Genomic DNA, 26,106 nt, shown 5'->3' with positions numbered 1-26,106 from the left:
GACCCATAGCTGCAGCGTTTGCGGCAATTTTTCACGAACAGGTATAAGTGCAATGGAACCACAGCTCATTATTTTCGACTGCGACGGGGTGCTCGTCGACTCAGAAATTCTGGCGGCCGAAGTTGAGTCACAGCTGTTGACGCAATCCGGCTATCCGATTGAGCCAGAAGCCATTGCGGAACGCTTTGCCGGCCTGACCTGGACCGATATCCTTCTTCAGGTGGAAAAAGAATCGGGTATTCCGATTTCAGCGTCCCTGATCGAAGAATCGGCGCGGCAGATGGATCACAAGCTGCGCAATGAACTCAACGTCATCGAGGGCGCGGAACAGGTCATCGCAGCGTTGAAGTATCCCAAATGCATCGCGTCGAACTCGATTAGCTCGTCGCTCAAGATGATGCTTGAGCAGAGCACCCTCTACGATCTCTTCGCACCGCATATTTTCTCTGCCCGCGAAGTAGGGAACCAGAAGCCCAAGCCGGATCCCAATGTTTTCCTGTTTGCGGCGAAGCAGTTCAATGTCGATCCCGCGCGCGCCATCGTCATCGAGGATTCAAGCCACGGTGTTCATGCGGCAAAGACCGCTGGCATGCGAGTCATCGGTTTTACCGGTGGTGCCCATACGTATCCCGGCCATGCCGACAAGCTGACTGATGCGGGCGCGGAAACCGTCATCAGCCGGCATCGCGACCTGCCAGCAGTGCTTGAAGCCATGGCGGTATGGTCGGAAGCTGTCTAACGGAGCTTGCAACGAGGAAGGCTGGCATTGCGCCAGCCCTCTTCTACTGTTTCTTTTGCTTTGCCTTTGTACCGGCGACGTCCGGACCTTCGTCGAATCCGATGAAAACCTGAATGTTTTGCGTGGTCGGCTTTGGGAAGGTTACATTAGGATCGTTGAAGACAAACTGGGTTGCCGCACTGCTGTCGGTAGCAGAAACTGCGTGCTTGTGCAGTTTTGAATAAAGGACATCCTTTCCTTGGATGACAGCGACACGTATCGGAACTGTTATGGTTCCGGGAGAGAATTTTGCACCTGGCACGATTTTGCCTGCGATGGCTACATTCATCGTCAAAGTACCGTCGCCTGGCTGGCAGGAGCGCGTTTCATCTGCGATGGATGCCTGATAAATCAGATTTTCGGGTGTCTTGTCGGCAGACTTTCCGTAATTCGTCAGGACCGACGTGCCTTCTCGAATGGTGACCGTGGGACAAAATGCCAGCAATTCCGACGCAGTGATACGCTTCTGCGCCTCTGCCGTGGCTTGAGCTTTTGGACTGTTCGGATCAACCGTGGTATTGCCGCTGGTAGAGCATCCGCTAAGCCCGGCCGCAAAAATCAATGCACAAATTGGGGCGCAAAGTTGATAGAAGGGCAGAGTTTTTTGTGTTTCTGACTTCATGAACTGAACTTTCCTCGAAGAACGAACCTTGACGAACGAACGTGTTCTATATCAACGGTACGGAGATAATGCGACGGGCTTTGCAGCTTTTTGCCGAGGCAGTGATTGCGTTCGAAGGCAAGGTACAGAAGGGCAAATGAAATGAAATATGTTAGTACCCGCGGTGAAGCCCCTGTTTTGGGCTTTTCGGATGCGCTTCTGGCTGGCCTTGCGCGTGACGGCGGCTTGTATCTTCCGCAGGAATTTCCACAGTTTTCCGCCAGTGATATCCGCTCCTTGCGCGGCAAGACCTACCCTGAGGTCGCCATTCGTGTGCTGACACCATTCATTGCCGGCGACATCGACCAGGCGGATTTCGAGCGGATGGTGCACGATGCCTACAGCACATTCCGCCATGAGGCTGTCTGTCCTCTTGTTCAGACCGGGCACAATGAGTTCGTCCTGGAGCTCTTCCATGGCCCGACGCTCGCGTTCAAGGACGTGGCGATGCAGCTTCTGGCGCGATTGATGGACTACATCCTGACAAAGCGAAATGAGCGCGCGACGATTGTCGGTGCCACATCCGGCGACACTGGTGGCGCTGCCATCGAAGCATTCGCAAATCGCGACCGCACCGATATTTTCATCCTGTTTCCGCACAATCGTGTATCGCCCGTGCAACAGCGGCAGATGACCACCTCGGCAGCCCGGAATGTTCAAGCGCTGGCAATCGAAGGCAACTTTGACGACTGCCAGTCATTGGTCAAAGGCATGTTCAACGATTTCGCATTTCGCGATTCACTTTCGCTTTCCGGCGTCAATTCGATCAATTGGGCACGGATCATGCCGCAGATCGTTTATTATTTCACTTCAGCGGTAGCGCTTGGCAGCCCCGATCGGCCCGTATCGTTCACCGTTCCCACCGGTAATTTTGGCGATATTTTTGCAGGCCATGTTGCAAAACGCATGGGTCTTCCGATCGACCGCCTGGTCATTGCAACCAATGACAATGATATTTTGACCCGCACCATCGAGACAGGTAACTACGAGACTCGCGGTGTATTGCACACGACATCGCCGTCCATGGATATTCAAGTGTCATCCAATTTCGAGCGCCTGCTGTTTGAGGCGCACGGACGCGACGCCGCCTCGGTGCGCCGTCTTATGGACGGTCTGAAGCAATCCGGCAGTTTTACGATCGCCGACGTGCCACTTGCCAAAATCCGCGCTGAATTCGACGCCGGACGCTCAACAAGAGTGGAAACGGCCGACACAATTAATGATGTCCTGAAACAGTCGGGCTATTTGCTTGATCCGCATTCAGCCATCGGGCTGAAGGTTGCCCGGGAAAAGATTTCCCCGGGAGCGGCAAGCGTCGTGCTTGCGACGGCTCATCCGGCCAAATTTCCCGATGCAGTAAAGGCGGCAAGCGGCATTCATCCGGACCTCCCGCTTTGGCTTGGCGACCTCCTGGAAAGAAAAGAACAGTACACGGTACTTCCCAACGACCTTAAAAATGTGGAAGAGTATATCAGCCGACATTCAAGAGCGGCGAGGTAAGGAGCATTGAATGGGCGTTGAAATCAGTCGCCTCTCCAACGGTCTGACGATTGCGACAGAGACAATGCCGCATGTGGAGAGTGTAGCCCTTGGCATCTGGGTCAAGGCGGGGTCACGGAATGAGGCGAGCAACCAGCACGGTATAGCCCATCTTCTCGAACATATGGCTTTCAAGGGGACCGAGAATCGGTCTGCTTGGCAAATTGCAGCAGACATCGAAGATGTCGGCGGCGAGATCAATGCAGCCACCAGTGTCGAAACCACGTCTTATTTTGCCCGCGTGTTGCGCGACGACATGCCTCTGGCGATTGATATTCTCGCCGATATCATGACAAGTTCAAAGTTTGATGCCGAAGAGCTTGAGCGTGAAAAAAACGTCATCATGCAGGAGATCGGCGCAGCACACGACACGCCCGACGACGTGGTCTTTGACCGGTTTACGGAAGCAGCCTTCCAGCAACAGACGATCGGCCGGACCATTCTTGGAACGCCCGAAACTGTCCAGTCTTTCTCATCTGCAGACCTACGCCGTTATATGGACGAGCAGTATAGCGCCGAGCGGATGGTTGTCGTTGCGGCCGGCGGTGTGAAGCACGATGACTTCGTAAGGGAAGTGGAGAAACGTCTCGGCTCATTTCGCTCGAAATCAACGGCACCCGAGCCAGATATATCGCACTATGTCGGCGGTGATTTCCGCGAACAACGCGAACTGATGGATGCCCAAGTCGTCATCGGATTTGAAGGGCGCGCCTATCACGTGCGCGACTTCTATGCCTCGCAGCTGCTGGCAATGATCCTTGGCGGCGGCATGTCTTCCCGGCTTTTCCAAGAAGTGCGCGAAAAACGCGGCCTTTGCTATTCCGTCTACGCATTTCATTGGGGTTTTTCGGACACCGGCATTTTCGGCATCCATGCCGCAACCGGACGCAACCATCTTAAGAAACTTGTTCCGGTCATCATCAACGAGTTGCACGAAGCCGCTCGAAAAATCAGCCAGGAAGAGTTGAATCGCGCACGGGCGCAATATCGCGCCAGCCTGTTGATGTCGCATGAAAGCGCAGCCAGCAGAGCGGGGCAGATTGCCCGCCAGATGCTTCTCTACGGTCACGCTGTATCGACCGAGGAGCTTGTCGAGCGGTTATCGAAGATCACCATAGAGCGTTTGACCGATCTGTCCGGGCGGCTTTTTCTTGACACCATGCCGACAATTGCAGCGGTTGGTCCGGTCGATTCGTTAATGAAATTTGCCGATGTCCGTCATGGGCTGACGGCTTCAACGTCCAGTCCACGAAAAATCGCGGTCTGACGGCGGCAACACAAAGCCATGATCGCCCTGCCATTCCTGAGAAGCGCGTCGCCGCCCCTGCAGGGCGAGCGGCTCTACCTGCGCCCTCCTCAATTTTCGGATTATCGGGCTTGGGCGGGTCTTCGCGCTCAAAGCCGCGAATTCTTGACACCGTGGGAGCCGCTTTGGGCGGCCGACGATCTCGAACGTGGTGCATTCCGTCATAGAATTCGCCATTATGATGAAGAAATGGCGTCCGGTACGGCCCATCCGTTCTTTCTCTTTCGCAATTCGGATTCGCGCCTTCTCGGCGGAATAACGTTGGGGAACATCAGGCGCGGTGTTGGCCAGAATGGCATGATCGGCTACTGGATTGGAGAACCCTTTGCGGGACAGGGTTATATGAACGAGGCACTCGGACTGCTAATACCCTATGCTTTCACTAAGGTACGGTTGCACCGATTGGAAGCGGCCTGTATTCCAAGCAATGAAAGATCGATCCGCCTTCTCGAAAAAGCCGGATTTCAGAGGGAAGGACTGCTACGCTCTTACCTCAAGATAAACGGTATGTGGCAAGATCATCTGCTCTTCTCCCTCATTGAAGACGATGTGCGGCGCTAATCAAGCAAAGGTTGTATCGGTGGCACCATTGACTGGACATATGCTGAGAGGCTTATCGCGGATTTTTGTCCTCGTCTTGTTGCTGATTTCCCTGCAATCGACGGCAAACGCCTTCGAGACGATCAAAATTACCAAGGAAAGTACCGCACTCGACCTGTCAAAAGCCGTGGAAGTCTACAGAAACCAGGGTGAAACCTTCCAGGTTTCAACCGCACCTGGCACGGATGGCATTGTCCGCCGCATCGAGGTCCCGGCCAATGACAAGCGAGCGACGGGTGATTGGGCGGCGTTCGCACTCGCCAATCCAACCGATGAGCAAATTGACCGGCTGATCGTCGCACCACATTTTCGCCTTGTCGGATCGGGCTTCATCTGGCCGGACCTGGGTTCGACCCGCATAACCTCAATTACGCCCAGTGAGGGTTTTGCGCTGGACCGCCAGGCAAGTGAAGACGCGGATATCTTCCTGATCACACTCAATCCTGGCTCGGTAATCACACTTGTTGCCGAGCTCGCCTCGCCCAATCTTCCGCAAGTCTATGTGTGGGAGCCGAACGCCTACAAGGACACGGTCAACTCCTATACGCTTTATCGGGGCATCCTTCTGGGCATTGCGGGCCTGCTTGCCCTGTTCCTGACGATCCTTTTCGTCGTCAAGGGAACGTCGCTTTTCCCGGCAACGGCAGCCCTGGCATGGGCTGTTCTCGCTTATATCTGCGTTGATTTTGGCTTTTGGAACCAGCTCATCGAGATCACGCCTGGCAACGAGCAGATGTGGCGAGCGGGTACTGAAGTTGCACTTGCTGCGACACTCGTGATCTTTCTCTTCACCTATCTCAATCTCAACCGTTGGCATGACAATTTCAGCTACGGCGCACTGACATGGATTCTCGGTCTTGGCATTGTCTCCGGGGTTGCCATTTTTGATCCCCCGATTGCGGCCGGGATCGCCCGTTTTTCTTTTGCACTTACCATCATTTCCGGCACGGTGCTGATCGGCTTCTTTTCGTTCCGGAGCTACGACCGGGCTATCATGCTGATACCCACCTGGATCCTTTTACTTGTATGGCTCATGGGTAGCTGGCTGACAGTTTCTGGCCTCCTGGCCAACGATATCATTCAGCCTGCTCTCGCCGGCGGCCTCGTTCTTATCGTCCTCTTGATCGGTTTCACGGTCATGCAACACGCATTTTCCGGTGGCGCGTTGCAGCAGGGATTATTCTCGGATGTCGAACGCCAAGCGCTGGCCATTATCGGCTCTGGCGACATTGTCTGGGATTGGGATGTCCCGCGTGATCGGGTCGTTACCACGCCTGACCTCACCAATTACCTTGGCGCGTCTGCGAACTCTCTGCACGGCGCTGTTCGCAACTGGCTGCCGACACTGCATGCCGACGACCGCGACCGTTTTCGCACGACGCTGGACGTCATTCTTGAGAACCGGCGCGGCCGCATTTCTCAAACGTTCCGCCTGCGCGCCAATGATGGCCATTACTATTGGTATTCACTGAAGGCTCGTCCGGTCATTGGGTCGGATGGTGAAATCGTCCGTTGTGTCGGCACGCTCATCGATGTAACCGAGCAGAAAAAAGCGGAAGAGCGCCTGCTGCATGATGCGGTTCATGATAATTTGACCGGCCTGCCCAATCGCGAGCTTTTCCTCGACCGGCTGGGCTCTGTCATCACTATGGCGCAGACCGAGAGCAAGATCCGGCCTACCGTATTCATTATCGACATCGACCGGTTCAAGCAGGTCAACGACGGCTTGGGAATGTCTGCAGGCGACACGTTTCTTCTCACGATCTCGCGGCGTCTGCACCGCCTTTTGCGGCCGCAAGATACGCTCAGCCGGCTTTCTGCCGACCAGTTCGGGCTGATACTCGTTTCCGAAAGCGAACCGGCCAAGATCGCCGCCTTTGCGGATGCGGTCAAACAGGCCATCCGTGCACCAATCGCTTTCGCCAAACGGGAAATCGTCCTGACCGCTTCACTCGGTCTGATCACCTGGACAAGTGGTAGCGCCGCTTCGCCGGAAGATCTTGTGAAAGACGCCGAACTAGCAATGTTTCAGGCCAAGCGGTTCGGCGGCGACCGCATCGAACCATTCCGCCCAGCGTTCCGAGCGGTTGGAAGCGACAGACTGCAGCTTGAGTCCGATTTGCGTCGTGCGCTCGAACGCCGCGAAATTCATATGGCTTATCAGCCGATCGTTCGCCTCGACGACAACAGTATCGCCGGTTTTGAGGCCCTGATGCGTTGGGATCATCCGCGCCGTGGCTCAATTCCGCCGTCCGAGTTTATTCCGATAGCGGAGAGTTCGGGCCTCATCGTCCAGCTCGGTCTGTTCGCCATGCAGAGGGCGGCGGAAGATATGGTGAATTGGCAGCGCAATCTTGGTGCCTCACCACTTTTCGTCTCGGTCAATATTTCAAGCAGCCAATTGATCCGGCAGGACTTGATCGACGACGTTCGATCTGTGCTTCTGCAAACGCAGATCTTACCGGGCAGCCTGAAACTCGAGCTCACCGAATCGCTGATGATGGAAAATCCGGAGCGGTCCGCTTACGTGCTGTCCAGCATCAAGGCGATGGGTGTGGGTGTTTCCCTGGATGATTTTGGTACCGGTTACTCTTCGCTGTCATACCTGACCAGCTTCCCGTTCGACATGATCAAGATTGATCGGTCGTTCCTGAAAGCGGACCAACCGCAAAAGGTCACGCTGCTCCGTTCCATGATCAGTATGGCGCATGATCTTGGCCTGTCGGTCGTCACGGAAGGTATCGAAAACGAGAGCGATGCACTGCAACTTCGCCAAATGGGTTGCGAATTTGCACAGAGCTTCATGTTCAGCCCGCCCCTTACACTGGACGTTGCGACGAAACTGCTGCGTGAGCAATTCCAGCAATCGAAAGCATCGTAGCGGTTATCAGGATATCAGGCGTGACCAGCGACAGTAGCCAGCCGCGATGGATCGACACCCATATAGGCGAGGATACGATCATATTTGCTTTCGATATCCGTATCGAACAGCATTTCATGGGGCGCGTGGCAGGTAAGCCAGCCGTTATTGGCAATCTCGGTTTCGAGTTGACCTGAGGCCCAACCGGAATAGCCCAAGGTCATCAGCGCCTTGCGCGGACCGCGTCCGCCGGATATGGCGCGTAGAATATCAACCGTTCCTGTCAAACAAATTTCCTCGGCCACCGGCATCGTCGAATCCGTCAGATAGTCATCGGAGTGCAGGACAAAGCCGCGCCGCATCTCGACTGGCCCGCCATTGCGGACCAGAAAATCGCGAGTGCGATCGGGCATCATGATTGCCTGCTGTTCATCGAGAACGCCAAGCTGCACAAGAATGTCCGCAAATTCCATTTCCTGTGCGCGGTTGATGATGAGACCCATCGCGCCTTTTTCAGAATGCGCGCAAACATAAATAACGGAACGCGCAAAACGGCTGTCTTCCATTCCCGGCATGGCGAGAAGGAACTGCCCATTCAGAAAACCAGTCTCTTTGTTGGCGTCTCTGAAAATTTCCATGAGAATAAAGGTATCAAGGATTGCGCAAATGACAACGGTTTCTGGTAACGAATTGTAAACGACGATCGGATCCTGGCCAAAATTTTTGTCCATCAAGCGGCCTCACACAGAAATGATGAGCCAAATCAGGGTCATCCTTGATAGAGCCCAAAAGGCCTGCAATGGTCAAAAGATGAGAACAGAATTTCTTTTCCTTATTGCGACGATCGTTTTTGCCGCTCCGGCGAATGCGGAGAATTCCAATTGGACAAAAACCCCGGGTGGCAGCGTCCGATTGATCATCGACAATCCCGTCCAGAGAACGCCCGAAATTCGCGGCGCCATTCAAATCAATCTGGACCCTGGCTGGAAAACCTATTGGAGGGAGCCGGGCGATGCGGGTGTGCCTCCGGAGCTGGAACTTACCGAAAGCAGCAACATCAAGGGCTACAAGCTTTCGTTTCCAGCGCCGCACCGTTTCGACGACGGCAACACTCATTGGGCTGGCTACAAGAAGCCGATAGCACTGCCCGTGACAATTACCCTTGCCGATTCAGCCAAGCCTGCCCGTCTGAAAGGTCATGCTTTTCTTGGAATCTGTGAGACGATCTGTATCCCTGTCACGGCAGAGTTCGACATCTCCATCGACAACACACCTTCCGACCCACTTACAAAGACACAGGTCGCCAAGGCCTTCGAGCAATTGCCGGGAGAAGCCTCCGCCTCCTTCGGAGCACGTAACGCAGCTCGCAAGGATGATCGCGTGCGCATAACCGTCGATCTTCCTTCTGGTGATCCGGAACCCGACATTTTCGTTGCGGGCGATGAGGGCATCACTTTCGGCATGTCAAAACTAAAAAGCCGCGAAGCAAACAGCGCCGTGTTCGCGATCCCGATCGTCGCCGGCAAGGACAAGAAACTGGTTCCATTGCACTACACGCTGGTGCAAGGCGAAAAGGCCGTATCCGGAACTATCGACGTGCAGGAATGAGTATCAAAATCCTCGACTTTTCAGAGAGGTCATCTTATCTGCGATAGGTTGCAAATCTTCAATTCCCCTCAAGGAGCCAATACATGACAATCAAGGTAGGCGAGCGTTTGCCAGACGCCACATTCAAGACGAAATCCGATGAGGGCGTCAGTGAAGTCCGCTCAGACACATTGTTCAAAGGCAAGAAGGTCGTTCTCTTTGCCGTTCCTGGTGCGTTCACACCAACCTGCAGCATGAACCATTTGCCCGGCTATCTTGAAAACCGCGATGCCATTCTCGCAAAGGGCGTCGATTCCATCGTTGTCGTTGCTGTCAATGACCCGCATGTCATGGGCGCTTGGGCAAAGGCAACTAACGGAGAGGGCAAGATTCAGTATCTCTCCGATGGCAATGCTACATTCACCAAGGCTGTTGGTCTCGATATTGACCTCGGTGCCGGAAACATGGGGGTGCGTTCCAAGCGCTATTCCATGCTGGTTGAAGACGGTGTCGTAAAACAGCTTAACGTCGAAGAGTCGCCTGGTCAGGCAGTGACCTCGAGCGCGGCGACCATTCTTGAACAACTCTGAAACAAAAATCTCCATAGAAAGAGGGCGGGAATCCCGGCCCTTTTTCAACCTTGCGAGAATGATTTTCGCTTGAACGGCGCCATGCCGGTCCGAGCCAGTTCGTCAGCACGTTCATTTTCAGGATGCCCGGCGTGGCCCTTGACCCAGTGCCATATGACCTTGTGGCGTTTTCGCGCCTCGTCGAGTGCCTGCCAAAGTTCCGCATTCTTCACCGGCTTCTTGGCGGCCGTCTTCCAACCGTTGCGCTTCCAACCTTCGATCCAGCCGGAAATGCCATCACGGACGTAGACGGAATCCGTATAGAGATCGACCTGGCACGGTTCCTTGAGAGCGTTGAGAGCCGCAATCGCCGCCATCAACTCCATGCGATTATTGGTCGTGTCCGCCTCACCGCCTGAAAGTTCTTTTTCATTGCCGTTCCAGCGCAGAACTGCACCCCAACCGCCAGGACCCGGATTGCCGGAACAAGCGCCGTCTGTGAAAACCTGAATTTCCTTCACGAGTGCTGACTTTCCAGGATCAGTCCATATTCTTCTGCCGACTTGATCTGCCGGTGAAACCGCATCCGGCGGACATATTCCATCGGGTCCTTCTTAACGACAAGACTACCCTCGGGAGTATGCAGCCAGTCATACAGCCGCGTCAGCATGAAACGCAAAGCCGAGCCGCGTGCAAGAATAGGCAAATTGTCCGCTTCCTCTGCCGATAGCGGGCGAACGGAAATGTAGCCGCGAAGCAAAGCTGTACCCTTGGTGAGGTTGAAGGAGTGGTCTTTCTCGAAGCACCAGGCATTCAGACAAACCGCCACGTCGTAGGCAAGCAGGTCAGTGCAAGCAAAATAGAAATCAATCAGCCCTGAAAGCCTGCTTCCGAGAAAGAAGACATTATCCGGAAACAGATCTGCATGGATGACACCGTGTGGCAGGTGCGATGGCCAATGCGATTCAAAGAAAGCCAGATCCGCTTCGGTTTCCCTTGCCAAACCCGGTTCGACCCTATCTGCACCAGCCTTCGAATTTTCCCACAGTGGCCGCCAGCCTTCGACCGAGAGCGCGTTTCGGCGCCGCATGGGGAAATCTTCCCCAGCGACATGCATCCGCGCCAGAGCCTCGCCCAGAGCATAGCAATGCTGGACTGTCGGCCGGCGCATCCACATGCCCTCAAGAAAGGTCACGATCGCAGCTGGACGTCCGGCAAGTTCGCCAATGCTTGAACCGGATTTCTGACTGACAGGCAGAGGGCAGCTGATCCCCTTCCCGGCTAAATGACGCATAAGACCAAGAAAGAACGGCAGATCATTGCTGTTTACCCGCTTCTCATAGAGCGTCAGGATGAATGATCCGGTGCTTGTGTGAAGCAAATAGTTGGAGTTCTCTACTCCCTCGGCGATGCCCTTATACGATAGCAATTCGCCAATATCGTAATCCTTGAGGAAATGCGCGAGATCGATCTCGTTAATGTCCGTATAAACAGCCATTCAGAGCCCTTCCCGGCCATATCGGCCGTATTCTGTTTCCCGGATGGCGAAACAATCCACCAGGAAGGAGGTGAGGCCGATGTCGTTCATCGGACGAAGCCACTCGCCCGCACGAAGAGTGCGGGTCTTCGCATCTTTGCTTGATCCTGTCACAACATCCCTCCGTCAGAATAGGCCGATGGGCCAGAAAGGCCCTTATCGGCTTCCATTGACGAAGGCCATGTCGCCACTTGTCAATTCAACATCACGAAGATCACGCATGACGTGGAAATTCTCTGTCTCAATAGTAGTCTCGGCAAGGTCGATGGTCACGGAATAGCGCTCCGAAAAGAACTGGATGATTTCGTCAACAATGATCTCTGGAGCCGACGCGCCCGCAGACAGTCCCACCACAGCAATGTCACCAATGAAGTCCCAATCGATATCAGAAGCGCGCTGAACCAGCAGCGACTGCGCTGCACCCGAACGCTCCGCGACTTCCACCAATCGCTTGGAATTGGATGAATTCGGCGCCCCCACAACGAGGAACAGATCACAGCCCGGTGCTGCTGCTTTCACGGCATCTTGCCGGTTTGTGGTGGCGTAGCAGATGGACTCGGCGGCGGGCGCCGTGAGGGCAGGAAAGCGGCGTTGCAGGGTAGCGATGATCCCCGCAGTGTCATCCACCGAGAGCGTCGTCTGCGTGACGAAGCCGAGATTATCCGGATCCTGCGGCACATAAGCCTCGGCATCTTCGATGGTTTCAACGAGCGTGACCGCGCCCTCCGGCAACTGTCCCATGGTGCCGATCACTTCCGGATGGCCTGAATGACCCACGAGAATAACGTGGCGGCCAAGCCTCTGGTGGCGCATCGCCTGCTTGTGGACTTTGGACACGAGAGGGCATGTGGCGTCGAGATAGAAAAGGTTCTTGTTCTCTGCATCGGCAGGAACCGATTTCGGAACCCCATGAGCGGAAAATACCACCGGCTGGTTGCGATGTTCTGCCGGAATTTCGTCGAGTTCTTCAACGAAGACTGCACCTCGGGCCTGAAGTCCCTCAACCACATAACGATTGTGAACGATCTCATGGCGCACATAGACCGGTGCTCCATATTTCTTCAGCGCCAGAACAACGATCTGAATGGCGCGATCCACACCGGCGCAAAATCCGCGCGGCCCGCACAAGCGGATTGTCAGTGGTTTCTTGTCGGCCATCGTATCGTATCTCGCAGCATTGAAATGTTTCTTGGAATTGGGCGGCAATCAGCGGGAAGTCAAGTCCGTACGGTCGGATTCGACGACTTCCGGTTCGTTTGACGCGGTCAGCTTATATCGCCGCCAGAACGAGATACCCATAATTGCGACCAGCGTTGCGGCCAGACCATACCATGTGACTGCGTATTGCAGGTGGCTGTTCGGCAGATCGATGATCGTCACGCCGCCAATCGGCAAGCCACCGGGATTGGCTGTTTTGTCCGCATCTATAAAGAACGGCACGAGCTTGTCTTCTGCGATGCCCGATTGCCGCGCCATCGCCGGCAAGTCCTTCCAGTAATAAGTATTGGTCACGAGATCATTGTCTGGCACGATCGATGACGGTTTGGAGGCCAGCGGATTGCGGGCAAGGCCAGTAATGGTCACGGGTCTTTCGATTTCACCCTCCGGCCGTGTTACCGAATTTTTCTTGTCATAGGGGACGAAGCCGCGATTGATGAAAACCGAGCGTCCATCATCGAGCAACAGCGGCGTATAGATGTAGAATCCGGAAAAGCCTTCATAGGTGGCGAAGTAATGCCGTTCCCTGTCATTGAGCAAACGTCCAGCGACCGTCACGGGCCTGTAATCAACGTCGTTTTGGGCGGACCACACTTTTTCCGTCTCGGCCAGCGAAGCCGGCGTCGCATGGGTTCGGGCTTCGATCTCCGCCAGGAGGCCTTCCTTCCAGTGCAGGCGCTCCACCTGCCATGTCCCGAGAACGATCAGGATAGCAAAAACAATCGCGCCAAGGATGAGCGTAATCCATGGGAACCCTTGGTGCCTTGCCGGCGTAACGATATTATTCATGTGCGGTCGCTCGATCCAGCCGTCCTTCAGCAGCCTTGTGTTTGTATTGGAGCGCGATCAGCAAGCCCTTCATCCAGCGCAAGGCCGCCAGGCAAAGTACGAGCGCCAATGGAATCCAAAGGATGAAATGCAGCCATAGTGGTGGATCGAGTGTGACTTCCATCCAGAGGGCAAGACCGACAACAATGAAGCCGATCAATAGCATAACCAGAACCGCGGGACCTTCGCCGGTATCGATGAAGGAGTAATCGAGCCCACAGCTCGCGCATCGTTCGGCAGGTTTCAGGAAACCGTCAAATAATTTCCCCTGTCCGCAACGCGGACAGCGCGCCTTCACACCCGCAGCGAATGGGTCCACCGGGGGATACAGGGCATTATCTTCATTCATTTATTTATGCACTCAGGGGTTGATCTCGATTGGCGTTCCATCTTGAACGAGGGTCCAGATTTCATCCATCTCGTAATTAGTGACGGCAATGCAACCATCTGTCCAGTCGATAAGTTGAAGCACCCAGCCCCACCATCCGTAACCATTTGCTGCCCCGTGGATCATGATTTCACCGCCGGGTGGAACACCCATGAGCTTTGCCGCAGCCGTGTCCTTGGTGTTCGGGTAGGAAATATGGATCGACTTGTACGCTATGCTTTTCGGATTGCGCCAATCGAGGACATAGCGTCCCTCTGGCGTGCGCTCGTCGCCCTCCCAGCGCTTATGGCCAATTGGCCGCGCACCGAGTGCAATTTTGTACTCCTTGATCAACATTTCGCCGGAAAGAAGCTGCATCCGGCGCTCGGATTTCTCTACCCGTACGAGATCGACCTTACGCTCTCCCGCCTGAACAGTTGTCGCAAAAAACGATGTGATGAGAATAGGGAAAAACGGACGGAAAGCGGGCAACTTGCTCATCGCCAATGGATTACGCAGGATTGTGCTCAAAAAAAGAGGGCGGCCGTGATTCCGCGGCCGCCCTCTTGGAATTCTGCGCTGTTCAGCTACTCAACGGCGATTGGGGCGCCCCATGAGGCCCATACGTAGACCGAGAAGAACAGGAACAGCCAGACAACGTCAACAAAGTGCCAGTACCAGGCCGCGGCTTCAAAGCCAAAATGCTTCTGCGGTGTAAAGTCACCACGAATCGAGCGTAGCAGGCATACCGCCAGGAAGATCGTGCCGATAATGACGTGGAAACCGTGGAAGCCCGTCGCCATGAAGAACGTGGCGCCGTAGATCGAATCCTTGAACGCGAATGGCGCATGCACATACTCGTAGCCCTGCACGAAGGAGAAGAGTATGCCGAGCAGAACGGTCAGCGTGAGGCCCGTGATGAGACCCTTGCGATCGTTGTGCAGCAGCGCATGATGCGCCCACGTTACGGTTGTGCCCGAGAGCAGCAGAATGATCGTGTTGTAGAGTGGCAGGTGCAGCGGGTCGAGTACCTCAAGCCCCTTTGGCGGCCACACTCCACCGGTAAATGCCGCACGAGCAACCTGCTCGACTTCTCCCGGGAACAAACTGGCGTCGAAAAAGGCCCAGAACCAGGCAACGAAGAACATCACCTCAGAGGCGATGAACATGATCATGCCATAGCGCAGATGCAGCGAAACGACCCGAGTGTGATGGCCTTCCTTGCTTTCCTTGATCGTGTCCGACCACCAGCCATACATCGTGTAGAGAATGATGACCAAGCCGATCGCGAATATCCAGGGGCTGGTGAGGTTGGCATTGAACAGCACGAGCTCGCCACCGCTGTTATAGCGCATGAAGGCAATGCCGCCGATTGCAAGCACAAATGCGCCAACCGACCCGAGGAAAGGCCAAGGGCTTGGATCAATGATGTGATAATCGTGGTTCTTCTGGTGCGTTTCGGCCATTCTAACCCCCGCAAGGTCTGTTATTGGTTTAGACACCGGCTTTCCAGCCGGCGCAGTTTAAAGCTGTCCCGATGTGCCGTTCTTCTTCACGTCGGTACTGGCAGCAAGCGGTGCTGGCATCGCGATTGGGAAGAACGTGTACGACAGGGTGATTGTGTTGACGCCCTTCAATTCTGGCGCATTGACGATATCCGGATCAACGAAGAATACCACCGGCATTTCGAGGTCCTCACCGGGCTTCAGGACCGTATCGGTAAAACAGAAGCACTCGACCTTGTTGAAATACGCCCCTGCCGCCTGCGGCGTCACATTGAAGGCCGCACGACCGGCCGTGGGCTTCTCGGCAATATTCCTGGCTTCGTACTTGATCAGCTTGGTCTCGCCGATATTCATCGTCACATCGCGCTGGACTGGCTCGAACTGCCAAGGTAAGCCCCCGGATGTATTGGCATCAAAACGGACCGTGATCTTCTTGTCGAGGATCGTGTCTGACATCTGTTCGACACGCTGGGTTGTTCCGCCATAACCGGTCACCTGACAGAACATCGCATAGAGGGGGACGGCGGCGAACGCCATTCCCACCATGCCGAAGAAAAATGCGAGGCACGAGATGGCTATGGTGCGATCCGAAACCTTGCGCTTCGGCACCACGGCGTTCTCGGTGATCTGATGCGTATCGTCAGTCATTTCTCCGCTCACATCGGCCTGATGAGAATATTGGCACCGAGTTTTGCCCAGGTACCGACATAGACGAGAATAACGAAGGCAGCCAAAGCAAGCGCGAGTGCTATCGAACGGCTGCGCTGCGCCTTCCGTTGTTTGTCGGTGAGAGTTACACGATCATTGCTCATATCAAGCACCTGCTACCAAGAGTGCTTTACGCACGAGAATTTCACCAAGAAGCACCGCATAGAGGCTGAAGAGATAGAAGATCGAGAATGCGAACATCTTCTTCGCCGGCTTCATCATCGCCTCGCCGACAGGGGCACGCCACACAGTCCAGGCGTATCCCAGGAAGGCCGCACCCATTGCTATCGAAAACACGCCATATACGGGACCGGCAAAGCCCATCATCCACGGCAGGACCGCAACGGGCGCAACGAGAAGCGTATAAAGGAAAATCTGGAACTTCGTCGATGCCTCACCCATGACATTCGGCATCATCGGGATTTTCGCCTTTTCATAATCGTCCGACATGAAAAGCGACAGGGCCCAGAAATGCGGCGGGGTCCATAGAAAGATGATCAGGAAAAGCACGATGCTTTCCATGCTCACCGAATTGGTCACCGCGGCCCAGCCGATCATAGGAGGGAATGCACCTGCAGCCCCACCGATCACGATGTTCTGCGGGGTCGAGCGCTTCAACCACATCGTGTAAACAACAGCATAGAAGAATATGGTGAAGGCCAGCAGAAAGGCGGACAAAAGGTTGACGAAGAGACCAAGCGTCACGACCGAAAAGGCGGAAAGCAACAGACCAAAAGTCAGAACTTCTTCGCGCGATATCCGTCCTGCAGGAATCGGACGCTTGGCGGTGCGCTTCATAATGGCGTCGATGTCAGCATCGTACCACATATTGAGCGCGCCGGACGCTCCTGCACCAACGGCAATGCAGAGGATAGCAATGGCAGCCAGGACCGGATGGATCTGCCCTGGCGCCGCCATCAAACCAACAAAACCGGTGAACACGACAAGCGACATCACCCGTGGCTTGAGCAACGCAATATAATCCGACGCATTGGCTTCGGAGAGGCCAATGCTCGTATCCAGGCTCGCGTTTTTCTCAACCAAAGGCATTCGTTCAATCTTGTCGTTTACAGGCGGCAATTGCGTCTTGGCGGATATCCGGGCCACTGGTTTCAACGGTCCGGACATCACATTTCCTACTTGATGCGCGGGAGCTGTTCCCACTGATGGAACGGCGGCGGTGAAGACAGCTGCCATTCGAGCGTGGTTGCGCCTGCACCCCAGGGATTGGCACCAGCTTCACGCTTCTTGGCAAACGCCTCGAAGACACCGAACAGGAAGATAAGGACCGCTACACCGGAAATATAGGAACCGATGGACGAAACCTCGTTCCAGCCCGCGAATGCATCCGGATAGTCGATGTAACGGCGCGGCATGCCCGCCAGTCCAAGGAAATGCTGCGGGAAGAACACCAGATTGACGCCGATGAACATCACCCAGAAGTGCGTATGGGCAATTGTGTGATTGTACATGTAGCCAGTCATTTTCGGGAACCAATAGTACCAGCCCGCGAAAATACCGAAGACAGCTCCCAGTGACAGCACGTAATGGAAGTGCGCGATAACATAGTAAGTGTCGTGCATGGCCCGGTCGAGACCTGCATTGGCAAGCTGGACACCCGTCACACCACCCACGGTAAACAGGAAGATGAAGCCGATCGCCCAAACCATAGGCGGTTTGAACTCGATGGAACCGCCCCACATCGTAGCGATCCACGAAAAGATCTTCACGCCAGTTGGCACGGCGATGACCATCGTTGCGAAGACGAAGTAACGCTGCGTGTCGAGTGACAAACCAACCGTATACATGTGGTGAGCCCAGACGATGAACCCGACGACACCGATGGCGACCATGGCGTAGGCCATTCCAAGGTAGCCGAAAATCGGCTTTTTCGAGAAGGTCGAGACGATGTGGCTGATAATGCCGAATGCGGGCAGGATCATGATGTACACTTCAGGGTGACCGAAGAACCAGAACAAATGCTGGAACAGCAGCGGATCACCGCCGCCTTCCGGCGAGAAGAACGTTGTCCCGAAGTTGCGGTCCGTCAAAAGCATCGTGATGCCGCCAGCCAGAACCGGCAGAGCCAGAAGCAGAAGGAAGGCAGTGATCAGTACCGACCAGGCAAATAGCGGCATCTTGTGCAGTGTCATGCCCGGCGCACGCATATTGAAGATCGTGGTGATAAAGTTGATGGCCCCGAGGATCGAAGATGCACCCGCGATGTGCAGCGAGAGGATGGCAAAATCCATCGCCGGACCTGGCTGACCCGACGTCGAGTAAGGTGGATAGATCGTCCAGCCGCCGCCTGTCCCGAAACCACCGGCCGGGCCCGGAACAAACATCGACAGAATCAACAGGAGAAGAGCCGGAGGAAGCAGCCAGAACGAAATGTTGTTCATGCGCGGAAATGCCATGTCTGGCGCACCGATCATGATCGGCACCATCCAGTTGGCAAAACCACCAATCAACGCGGGCATGACCATGAAGAAGATCATGATGAGGCCATGCGCGGTCGAGAACACATTGTACATTTGCTTGCCGGCGTCGATGGCTGCATCGCCTTCGTAGCCGTAAACCATGGACGCCAGACCATGGAAAATCTGAATGCCGGGCTGCTGCAGCTCGGCGCGCATGGCGATCGAAAGACAACCACCGATGATACCGGCAATGATCGCGAAGATCAGATATAGTGTGCCGATGTCCTTGTGATTGGTCGAATAGACCCAGCGCGTCCAGCCAGTTGGCTTATGAGCGTCATGGGCTTCGTGAGCTGCAGAACCTGCCATCAAAGTGCTCCCGTTCCTCAATAATTCGCGTCGACCAGCTTAGTTGCCGGCCACGTTTACGTTCTTGTCTGTGTCGATTTTAGCGGTCAGTGCCTTGTACGCACCCGGAAGATCTTTGCCGGCTGCAGCGAACCAAGTGTCGTACTGAGCCTGAGAAACGACGTGGATTGCGATCGGCATGTAAGCATGGTCCTTGCCGCAAATCTGCGAACACTGACCGTAGTACATGCCTTCCTTGTCTGCCTTGAACCAGGTTTCGTTGCTCCGGCCAGTGACGGCATCCATCTTCACGCCGAACGCCGGCATCGAGAATGAATGAATCACGTCGGCGCCGGTAACCAGAAGACGAACCGTCGTGTTCACGGGTACGACCATTTCATTATCGACAGCCAGCAATCGCGGATAAGCCTTGCGATCTTCTTTGCCAGCGGCAGCACGGTCTGCATCTTTCAGCAAAACGGAATCGAACGAAACGGGTGCGTCCCCAGCCTGGTACTCATATCCCCAATACCACTGATAGCCGGTTGCCTTGACAGTCAGCTTGGGTTCTTCGGGAGAATATTGTGCCGTCAGAAGCTGGAAGGATGGGATTGCAAGGAAGAGGAGGATAACAACGGGACCAACCGTCCAGACGATTTCCACTGCCGTATTGTGGCTGGTCTTTGAGGGAACCGGATTGGCACTGGCGCGATAGCGAATCATGACCCAGGCCAGTAGGACCATCACGAAAAGCGTAATCGGGATGATGAACCACAACGTGTAGCGTTCGAACCAAACGATCTGCTCCATAATAGCGGAGGCAGCGGGCTGGAAGGTCATCTGCCAAGGTTCCGGCTGTGCAGCATAGGCAGATCCGGCACCGAGCAGGCCACTCAGGACACCCATCAGCGTGACAATATTCTTCTTCACCTAGAAATCTCCCGAATGAAGCTTTGATTCCATACGTTAAGGCCGGGCGTAGACAAGGCCCGGGTATATGCCGCGTTCAAACCACACATTAGCTTACATCGCAAGGAAGGCGAACGTGATCTCATGCGGCATTTTTGCGCGCAGCTTCTCTCTTCTCGACGATGGGTATATACAATGAAGCGTGTTTTTTCTCGTTCGCGGTGATTTTGCTGCGTAAGGCGCGGGTTGGCTCACAATCCGGCCATTTTTGCACTACACCACAGATTGCTGGGCCGCTGTATGCTGGGGAGTGTTTGAGCGGCATTCTTTTCATCCGCGGCGTGGCGGTTTAACGTCTGGATGATTCGTTTTGGAGCCTACATGTTCTCTTTCGCGCTACGTAGCATCGCCGTTGGTTTGCTCACCCTGTCCATGAATGCCTTTGCAGGCACTGCGATGGCAGCTCAGCAAAGCGGCACGGTCAAATCCACGCACGGGGCATGGTCTATCCTTTGCGACACGCCAGCGGGCGCCAAATCTGAGCAATGCGCGCTAATTCAGAATGTGGTTGCAGCCGATCGCCCGGAAATGGGACTTTCCGTCGTCGTTTTGAAAACGGCGGACAATAAAGCCAAGATCCTGCGCGTCCTCGCCCCACTTGGCGTTCTTCTTCCGAACGGCCTGGGTTTGAACGTTGATGGCAAGGATATCGGACGCGCCTATTTTGTGCGCTGCTTCGAAGACGGTTGCTATGCCGAGGTTATCCTGGAAGAACAGCTTGTCCAGACACTCAAAACTGGCAAGGCTGCAACATTCATCGTGTTCCAGACACCGGAGGAAGGCATCGGTATCCCCGTCGAGCTCAATGGCTTTGGTGAAGGCTTCGACGCCCTCCCCTGAGCTTTTACCAAGATTGCTGTTGTCGTGAGCCGATCGAAGGCCTACATCCGGTTTATGCAAATTGAACCGGAACGTTTATCATGAAAAGCCTGATCGACAGTTTTGACGCGCCTCGCGAAAAAATCCTCGATACCGTCAAGCAAAGTCTTGAGGGTGCCGATGATGGCGAGCTTTTCATCGAATACAGAGAATCGGAAGGTCTTGCGTTTGACAACGGCCGGCTGAAGAACGGCTCTTTCAATCAGGACCAGGGCTTTGGTCTCCGCGCTGTCGCTGGCGAAGCCGTTGGCTATGCCCACGCCGGTGAGTTGTCCCTTGGTGCCCTAAAGCGCGCCTCTGACGCGGCTTCGGCAGTCAGGACCGGACATGCCGGAACATATACAGCTGCGCCGCCCGGAACGAATCGCAGCCTGTACAGCGACGAAAATCCCCTCGGCTCGCCAAGCTTCGAGGCAAAAGTGAAGCTTCTGCAGGAAATCGACGCCTATTTGCGTGCCAAGGATCCGAAAGTCCGGCAGGTTTCCGTGTCGCTCGCGGCATCCTGGCAGCAGGTAGAAATCCTGCGTGCCGACGGCCATTTCGTTCGCGACGTTCGCCCGATGGTTCGACTGAACGTATCTGTCGTTGTTGGTGACGGCGACAGGCAGGAAAGCGGCACGTACGGTGCAGGTGGTCGCAAGGGCTTTGGCGAATTCATTGCTTCCGATAAATGGCAATATGCTGCCGACGAAGCACTGAGGCAGGCTCTGGTCAATCTGGAAGCCATTCCTGCACCCGCCGGAACATTTGACATCGTGCTCTCGAGCGGCTGGCCGGGTGTAATGTTGCACGAAGCCGTTGGCCACGGACTTGAAGGCGATTTCAACCGCAAGAAGACGTCTGCCTTTGCCGGACTGCTCGGCCAGAAGGTGGCCTCAAAGGGCGTTACCGTCGTTGACGATGGCACAATCTCGGAACGGCGCGGATCGCTTACCGTCGATGACGAGGGCATGCCGACCAACAAGACAGTGCTGATCGATGACGGCGTTCTGGTCGGGTATATGCAGGATCGTCAGAATGCACGCCTGATGGGAATGGAGCCTACCGGCAACGGACGGCGCGAATCCTACGCGCATGCTCCGATGCCACGCATGACCAACACCTATATGCTCGGCGGGGACAAGACCCCCGAGGAGATCATCGCGTCGATCAAGAAGGGCATATACGCTGTGTCTTTCGGCGGTGGCCAAGTGGACATTACCTCCGGAAAGTTCGTCTTCGGATGCACCGAGGCCTATATGATCGAGAACGGCAAGGTTGGCGCTCCGGTAAAAGGCGCGATGCTGATCGGCAACGGCCCCGATGCCATGCAACGCATTTCCATGATTGGCAATGATCTGCAGCTTGATACAGGCATCGGTAATTGCGGCAAGGGTGGCCAATGGGTACCGGTCGGCGTCGGCCAGCCGCATTTGCGCATGGATCAAATGACCGTTGGGGGCACCGCGGTCTGATCGCCTATTTCTTCGACAACAAGGCCACTGCTTCGACATGCGACGACCACAGAAACTGGTCGATCGGTACCACGCGGTCGACCTTGTAGCCGCCCTTGACGAGAATGCTCAGATCGCGCCCCAGGGTGACCGGGTTGCACGAGACTGCCACTACCTTCGATACCGATGATTTTGCAATTTCAATGGCCTGCGCTTCCGCACCCGCACGGGGCGGGTCGAACACAAGACCGGTGAACGGCGTCAGCTCTCTTGCCAGAAACGGCCGCCGGAACAGATCGCGCCGCTCGATAGTGACGGGCTTCAGGCCCTGAACGTAACGGACGCTGCGATCAATCGCAGCGACTGCCGCCTGATCACTTTCGACGGCATGGACAGCGGATTTTTCCGCTATCCTCAAGGCGAATGTACCTGAACCGCAAAAGAGATCGATCGTCTTCCTGGCCTTGGCAAGATGCCCTGTCACCAGAGCAGACATGGCTTCTTCGGCATCGACTGTTGCCTGAAGAAATCCGCCCGCAGGCAAAAACACCGGCACTTTGCCGAAGTGAATTATAGGTTTTCTCGGCTCGACAATAATTTCACCTTCGAAACTCAGACGGGCAAAATCCTTCTTGATTACCAGCGCGGTCAGTGCCTGACGCTTGGCAGCGTCGGGCGCAGCGCATCCGGATGCCGTAATATCGAGACCAGACGCCGTCGATGTTACAGTCAGTTTGAAGGGCTTCATGCCCCCGCCCAACACGGCGACGAGATCGCGAAGATCATCAAGGCGCGAAACGATTTCGGGAACTGTCACGGGACATTCCGAGATATCGATCAGTTCGTGGCTCAAATGCCGGTTGAAACCGAGAACCGCGCCATGCTCACTCGTCCGTACGGCAAACACCGCGCGGCGGCGCGTATGAGGTGCGCACGGGACGAGAGGATCGAGCGTGAACGCAAGTCCCCTGCCCGCCAGCGCATCTTGAACAAGCGATCGCTTCCAGTTCTGATAGGCGCCGTCCTGCCAATGTTGCAGAGCGCAGCCGCCGCATTCCTCAAAATGCCGGCAAGCGGGGGCAATGCGCTCCGGCGACGGCTCAAGCAGGGCCATGAGTGTAGCCCGCCCATGTTCCAGCGCGACATTGGCGACTTCACCTGGCAACGAAAACGGCACATAGGCGCTGCCAGCTGAGGTCGCGGCAATACCATCGCCACCGGCGCCCATTCGTTCAATCGTCACGCGCGTACTCATCAATCTTTTCTTTTCAATCTTTTATTTTTCAAGCTTCGCTTTTCAGGCCGGCCAGAAGAAATTCGCGATTGCCATCACCACCCTCGATGGGCGAAGGGCAAAGTCCGAGGGCTTTCCAGCCCGGCAATCCATCCAGCCAGTTCCTTAAATCATTTGCAACGCGTTCACCATCCTTGGGATCACGCAAAATGCCACCCTTGCCGATTGCTCCACGGCCAGCCTCGAATTGCGGCTTGACCAGAAGCACGCAATGACTCCCCGGTTCCGCCAGATCCAGTGCAGGCGGCAGGGCAAGCTTGAGCGAAATGAAGCTAACATCAGAAACGACCAGATCAACTATCCGCCCGCCCAGATGTTCGCGTTTCAGTTCACGCGCATTCAATGCTTCAAGATTGCTGACACGAGCATCAGTCCGCAGACTGTCGTGCAACTGATCATGCCCGACATCGACGGCGATGACATGATCCGCTCCGCGTTCGAGCAAAACCTGCGTGAACCCGCCAGTCGATGCGCCAACATCCAGCGCGGTGCATCCTTTTGCATTGATCGCAAAATGCTCGAGGCCCGCAATGAGCTTTAGCGCAGCGCGGGAGACGTAGGCGCTTGCTGGATCATCGACGCTGATTATCACCGTTTGGGGAATTGTTATCCCCGGTTTGGTGACAACAGCTCCATCCACTTGAACCGTGCCACGCACAATGGCATCGCGCGCTCTTGACCGGCTGGCAAACATACCTCTTTCAACAAGAAGCTGATCGAGGCGCATCAAACCGTCTTACGCACGGGCGGGTGCAATCATGTGGTCGCGGCCGAGCGCGCTAAATACCGTTTGCACGATACCTGCACTGTCCAGGCCAGAACGCGCATACATGGTTTCCGGCTTGGCATGGTCCAGATAGAGATCGGGCAATGTCAGGGCGCGAACACGAAGACCATTGTCGAGAAGTCCATCGCGGCTGAGGAAATGCAGCACGTGCGAGGCAAATCCACCAATCGCGCCCTCCTCAACAGTGACAAGCACCTCGTGCTCTCGCGCCAACCGGCGGATCAGATCTTCATCCAGAGGCTTGGCAAACCGCGCATCGGCAATCGTCGTGGAGAGGCCTGCAGCATCAAGTTCATCCGCGGCTGCAATGCATTCCTGCAGGCGCGTGCCAAACGATAACAGCGCCACTTTCGAACCCTCGCGGATAATCCGTCCCCGGCCGATCAGCAGAATCTGACCGCGTTCCGGTAGATCCACGCCAACCCCATCCCCCCGAGGATAGCGGAAGGAAATGGGGCCATCATCATATTCCGCCGCGGTGCGCACCATGTGGCGCAGTTCCGCTTCGTCGGATGCTGCCATGACGACGAACCCCGGCAAAGCGGCAAGGAAACCCGTATCGAACGATCCCGCGTGGGTCGCGCCATCGGCGCCCACCAATCCTGCGCGGTCTATCGGAAAGCGCACCGGCAGGTTCTGCAGCGACACGTCGTGCACCACCTGGTCATAGCCGCGTTGCAGGAATGTCGAATAGATGGCGGCGAACGGCTTGAAGCCCTCGCTCGCCAGACCCGCCGCAAAAGTCACGGCATGCTGCTCGGCGATGCCGACATCGAAAGTCCGTTCAGGAAAAACCTCGCCGAAAAGATCCAGGCCAGTGCCTCCCGGCATAGCCGCGGTGACCGCAACGATCCTGTCGTCGTGACGGGCTTCCTCGATCAGGCTGGTGGCGAAGACCTTCGTATAGCTCGGCGCATTGGCGGGCGGCTTCGCCTGGGCGCCTGTGATCACATCGAATTTGTTGACGCCGTGATATTTGTCCGCCGCCGCTTCGGCAGGGGCGTAGCCCTTACCCTTCTGCGTCACGACATGGATCAGAACCGGACCGTCCATCGTATCCCGGACATTCTTCAGCACGGGCAGCAAGTGATCGAGATTATGCCCGTCGATCGGTCCGACGTAATAGAAACCGAGCTCCTCGAACATTGTGCCGCCGGTCCAGAAGCCGCGCGCATATTCTTCCGAGAGCCGAGCCTTCTCCTGAAGGAATTTCGGAAGTTTCTTCGCAAGCTGCTTGGCAGTCTCGCGGAAGGAACGATAGGCGCGTCCGGAAACAAGACGGGCCAGATAGGCGCTCATCGCGCCGGTCGGCGGCGCTATCGACATGTCGTTGTCATTGAGGATGACGATTAAGCGTGCATCGAGTGCGCCGGCATTGTTCATCGCCTCATAGGCCATGCCCGCAGACATCGCGCCATCGCCGATCACCGAAATGACATTGCGCTTCGTGCCGGAAAGGTCGCTGGCGACAGCCATGCCGAGACCCGCAGAAATCGATGTGGACGAATGGGCGGCGCCGAACGGATCGTATTCGCTCTCGCTGCGCTTTGTGAAACCGGACAACCCGCCTTCCTGCCGCAGCGTGCGGATGCGATCACGCCGCCCGGTCAGTATCTTGTGCGGATAGGCCTGGTGGCCGACATCCCAAATGATGCGGTCATGTGGCGTATCGAAAACATGGTGCAGCGCAACGGTCAGCTCGACAACACCAAGTCCGGCGCCAAGATGACCGCCAGTCGTCGACACCGCATCGATCAATTCCGTTCGTAACTCGTGCGTGAGCTGCGGTAGATCGGATTCCGGCAATTGGCGCAGATCCGAAGGGATTTGCACGCGATCAAGCAGCGGTGTTTCAAAATTCTTGGCCAAAGCGCAGGTTCCAGTTCCAAGCTCAATTCTAGCCAGCCGTCCCT

27 protein-coding genes are annotated in these 26,106 nt (G+C 55.6%); 9 read left to right on the top strand and 18 right to left on the bottom strand.

From position 1 onward, the window contains the following. Positions 1-52: 52 nt before the first annotated feature. Positions 53-739 (top strand): HAD family hydrolase, encoded by a 687-nt coding sequence (locus CU103_RS23330; RefSeq protein WP_106666429.1) that lies wholly within the window; start codon positions 53-55, stop codon positions 737-739. 43 nt (positions 740-782) lie between these two features. Here CU103_RS23330 and CU103_RS23325 read toward each other — a convergent pair whose 3' ends face one another. Beyond that, on the bottom strand, positions 783-1,400 hold the full coding sequence (locus CU103_RS23325; RefSeq protein ID WP_106666428.1) for a hypothetical protein: 618 nt from the start codon (positions 1,398-1,400) through the stop codon (positions 783-785). Positions 1,401-1,541: 141 nt separating this feature from the next. Here CU103_RS23325 and thrC point away from each other — a divergent pair, with 141 nt between their 5' ends. The 4 genes from thrC to CU103_RS23305 are packed head-to-tail and all read left to right on the top strand — an operon-like array spanning position 1,542 to position 7,765. Further along, on the top strand, positions 1,542-2,939 hold the full coding sequence (thrC, locus tag CU103_RS23320; protein WP_106666427.1) for a threonine synthase: 1,398 nt from the start codon (positions 1,542-1,544) through the stop codon (positions 2,937-2,939). A gap of 10 nt (positions 2,940-2,949) precedes the next feature. Next, a complete protein-coding gene (locus tag CU103_RS23315) occupies positions 2,950-4,245 on the top strand; it encodes a M16 family metallopeptidase (RefSeq protein WP_106666426.1) in 1,296 nt (431 codons plus the stop codon). A gap of 18 nt (positions 4,246-4,263) precedes the next feature. Next, positions 4,264-4,845, top strand: coding sequence for a GNAT family N-acetyltransferase (locus CU103_RS23310; protein WP_106666425.1), 582 nt, complete (start codon positions 4,264-4,266; stop codon positions 4,843-4,845). A 43-nt stretch (positions 4,846-4,888) separates the two neighbouring features. Then, positions 4,889-7,765, top strand: a complete 2,877-nt coding sequence (locus CU103_RS23305) for a putative bifunctional diguanylate cyclase/phosphodiesterase (RefSeq protein ID WP_410010373.1) — start codon at positions 4,889-4,891, stop codon at positions 7,763-7,765. 14 nt (positions 7,766-7,779) lie between these two features. On the opposite strand, the gene CU103_RS23300 is transcribed toward CU103_RS23305, so the two are convergent. Further along, entirely contained in the window at positions 7,780-8,382 is a 603-nt protein-coding gene (locus CU103_RS23300) for a YqgE/AlgH family protein (protein WP_106666526.1), read from the bottom strand. A 172-nt stretch (positions 8,383-8,554) separates the two neighbouring features. On the opposite strand from CU103_RS23300, the gene CU103_RS23295 reads away from it, so the two are divergent. Both CU103_RS23295 and CU103_RS23290 read left to right on the top strand, forming a co-directional pair. Next, positions 8,555-9,352, top strand: coding sequence for a protein-disulfide reductase DsbD domain-containing protein (locus CU103_RS23295; RefSeq protein WP_162707195.1), 798 nt, complete (start codon positions 8,555-8,557; stop codon positions 9,350-9,352). Positions 9,353-9,435: 83 nt separating this feature from the next. Further along, positions 9,436-9,921 (top strand): peroxiredoxin, encoded by a 486-nt coding sequence (locus tag CU103_RS23290; protein WP_106666423.1) that lies wholly within the window; start codon positions 9,436-9,438, stop codon positions 9,919-9,921. Between the two features lie 44 nt (positions 9,922-9,965). Here the strand turns inward: CU103_RS23290 and rnhA are convergent, their stop codons facing one another. The 13 genes from rnhA to coxB all read right to left on the bottom strand — a co-directional run bounded on the left by rnhA (position 9,966) and on the right by coxB (position 19,737). Next, the gene (rnhA, locus tag CU103_RS23285) at positions 9,966-10,421 is read right to left on the bottom strand and encodes a ribonuclease HI (protein ID WP_106666422.1); all 456 of its coding nucleotides are present in this window, start codon (positions 10,419-10,421) and stop codon (positions 9,966-9,968) included. Continuing rightward, complete coding sequence (locus CU103_RS23280; protein WP_106666421.1) at positions 10,418-11,398, bottom strand: homoserine kinase; 981 nt, start codon at positions 11,396-11,398, stop codon at positions 10,418-10,420. Before CU103_RS23280 ends, rnhA begins: the two co-directional genes overlap by 4 nt. Then, on the bottom strand, positions 11,399-11,551 hold the full coding sequence (locus tag CU103_RS31570; RefSeq protein WP_162707194.1) for a hypothetical protein: 153 nt from the start codon (positions 11,549-11,551) through the stop codon (positions 11,399-11,401). It lies immediately after the preceding gene. 42 nt (positions 11,552-11,593) lie between these two features. Further along, positions 11,594-12,595, bottom strand: a complete 1,002-nt coding sequence (gene ispH / locus CU103_RS23275; protein WP_106666420.1) for a 4-hydroxy-3-methylbut-2-enyl diphosphate reductase — start codon at positions 12,593-12,595, stop codon at positions 11,594-11,596. Positions 12,596-12,643: 48 nt separating this feature from the next. Beyond that, positions 12,644-13,444 carry an SURF1 family protein gene (locus tag CU103_RS23270; protein ID WP_106666419.1) on the bottom strand — a complete coding sequence of 267 codons (801 nt, stop codon included), beginning with the start codon at positions 13,442-13,444 and terminating at the stop codon, positions 12,644-12,646. Continuing rightward, on the bottom strand, positions 13,437-13,832 hold the full coding sequence (locus CU103_RS23265; protein WP_106666418.1) for a DUF983 domain-containing protein: 396 nt from the start codon (positions 13,830-13,832) through the stop codon (positions 13,437-13,439). Before CU103_RS23265 ends, CU103_RS23270 begins: the two co-directional genes overlap by 8 nt. Before the next feature lie 12 nt (positions 13,833-13,844). Further along, positions 13,845-14,357, bottom strand: a complete 513-nt coding sequence (locus tag CU103_RS23260; RefSeq protein ID WP_425350641.1) for a L,D-transpeptidase family protein — start codon at positions 14,355-14,357, stop codon at positions 13,845-13,847. Positions 14,358-14,437: 80 nt separating this feature from the next. Beyond that, on the bottom strand, positions 14,438-15,316 hold the full coding sequence (locus CU103_RS23255) for a cytochrome c oxidase subunit 3 (RefSeq protein WP_106666416.1): 879 nt from the start codon (positions 15,314-15,316) through the stop codon (positions 14,438-14,440). Positions 15,317-15,373: 57 nt separating this feature from the next. Further along, positions 15,374-16,003, bottom strand: coding sequence for a cytochrome c oxidase assembly protein (locus CU103_RS23250; RefSeq protein WP_106666415.1), 630 nt, complete (start codon positions 16,001-16,003; stop codon positions 15,374-15,376). Positions 16,004-16,011: 8 nt separating this feature from the next. After that, complete coding sequence (locus CU103_RS31565) at positions 16,012-16,167, bottom strand: hypothetical protein (protein WP_170117113.1); 156 nt, start codon at positions 16,165-16,167, stop codon at positions 16,012-16,014. 1 nt (position 16,168) lies between these two features. Further along, entirely contained in the window at positions 16,169-17,113 is a 945-nt protein-coding gene (gene cyoE / locus CU103_RS23245) for a heme o synthase (protein WP_106666525.1), read from the bottom strand. 86 nt (positions 17,114-17,199) lie between these two features. Continuing rightward, on the bottom strand, positions 17,200-18,852 hold the full coding sequence (gene ctaD, locus CU103_RS23240) for a cytochrome c oxidase subunit I (protein WP_106666414.1): 1,653 nt from the start codon (positions 18,850-18,852) through the stop codon (positions 17,200-17,202). A 39-nt stretch (positions 18,853-18,891) separates the two neighbouring features. Beyond that, positions 18,892-19,737, bottom strand: coding sequence for a cytochrome c oxidase subunit II (coxB, locus tag CU103_RS23235; RefSeq protein ID WP_106666524.1), 846 nt, complete (start codon positions 19,735-19,737; stop codon positions 18,892-18,894). 435 nt (positions 19,738-20,172) lie between these two features. Between coxB and CU103_RS23230 the strand changes: the two genes are divergently transcribed. Together CU103_RS23230 and tldD are read left to right on the top strand one after the other, a co-directional pair. Then, complete coding sequence (locus CU103_RS23230) at positions 20,173-20,640, top strand: invasion associated locus B family protein (RefSeq protein WP_245448967.1); 468 nt, start codon at positions 20,173-20,175, stop codon at positions 20,638-20,640. A gap of 80 nt (positions 20,641-20,720) precedes the next feature. Continuing rightward, positions 20,721-22,133 carry a metalloprotease TldD gene (gene tldD, locus CU103_RS23225; RefSeq protein ID WP_106666412.1) on the top strand — a complete coding sequence of 471 codons (1,413 nt, stop codon included), beginning with the start codon at positions 20,721-20,723 and terminating at the stop codon, positions 22,131-22,133. Between the two features lie 4 nt (positions 22,134-22,137). Here the strand turns inward: tldD and CU103_RS23220 are convergent, their stop codons facing one another. From CU103_RS23220 to dxs, 3 genes are read right to left on the bottom strand one after another with little or no spacing between them, the layout of a single operon-like run. Continuing rightward, positions 22,138-23,367 (bottom strand): class I SAM-dependent RNA methyltransferase, encoded by a 1,230-nt coding sequence (locus tag CU103_RS23220; RefSeq protein ID WP_106666411.1) that lies wholly within the window; start codon positions 23,365-23,367, stop codon positions 22,138-22,140. A 28-nt stretch (positions 23,368-23,395) separates the two neighbouring features. Continuing rightward, entirely contained in the window at positions 23,396-24,133 is a 738-nt protein-coding gene (locus tag CU103_RS23215) for a TlyA family RNA methyltransferase (protein ID WP_106666410.1), read from the bottom strand. Between the two features lie 9 nt (positions 24,134-24,142). Next, on the bottom strand, positions 24,143-26,062 hold the full coding sequence (dxs, locus tag CU103_RS23210) for a 1-deoxy-D-xylulose-5-phosphate synthase (RefSeq protein WP_106666409.1): 1,920 nt from the start codon (positions 26,060-26,062) through the stop codon (positions 24,143-24,145). Positions 26,063-26,106: the final 44 nt, after the last annotated feature.

This window comes from Phyllobacterium sophorae, from assembly GCF_003010965.1.
GTDB lineage: Bacteria > Pseudomonadota > Alphaproteobacteria > Rhizobiales > Rhizobiaceae > Phyllobacterium > Phyllobacterium sophorae.
The sequence above is the reverse complement of the archived record's forward strand: the minus strand, read 5'-3'. Positions and strand labels throughout refer to the sequence as shown.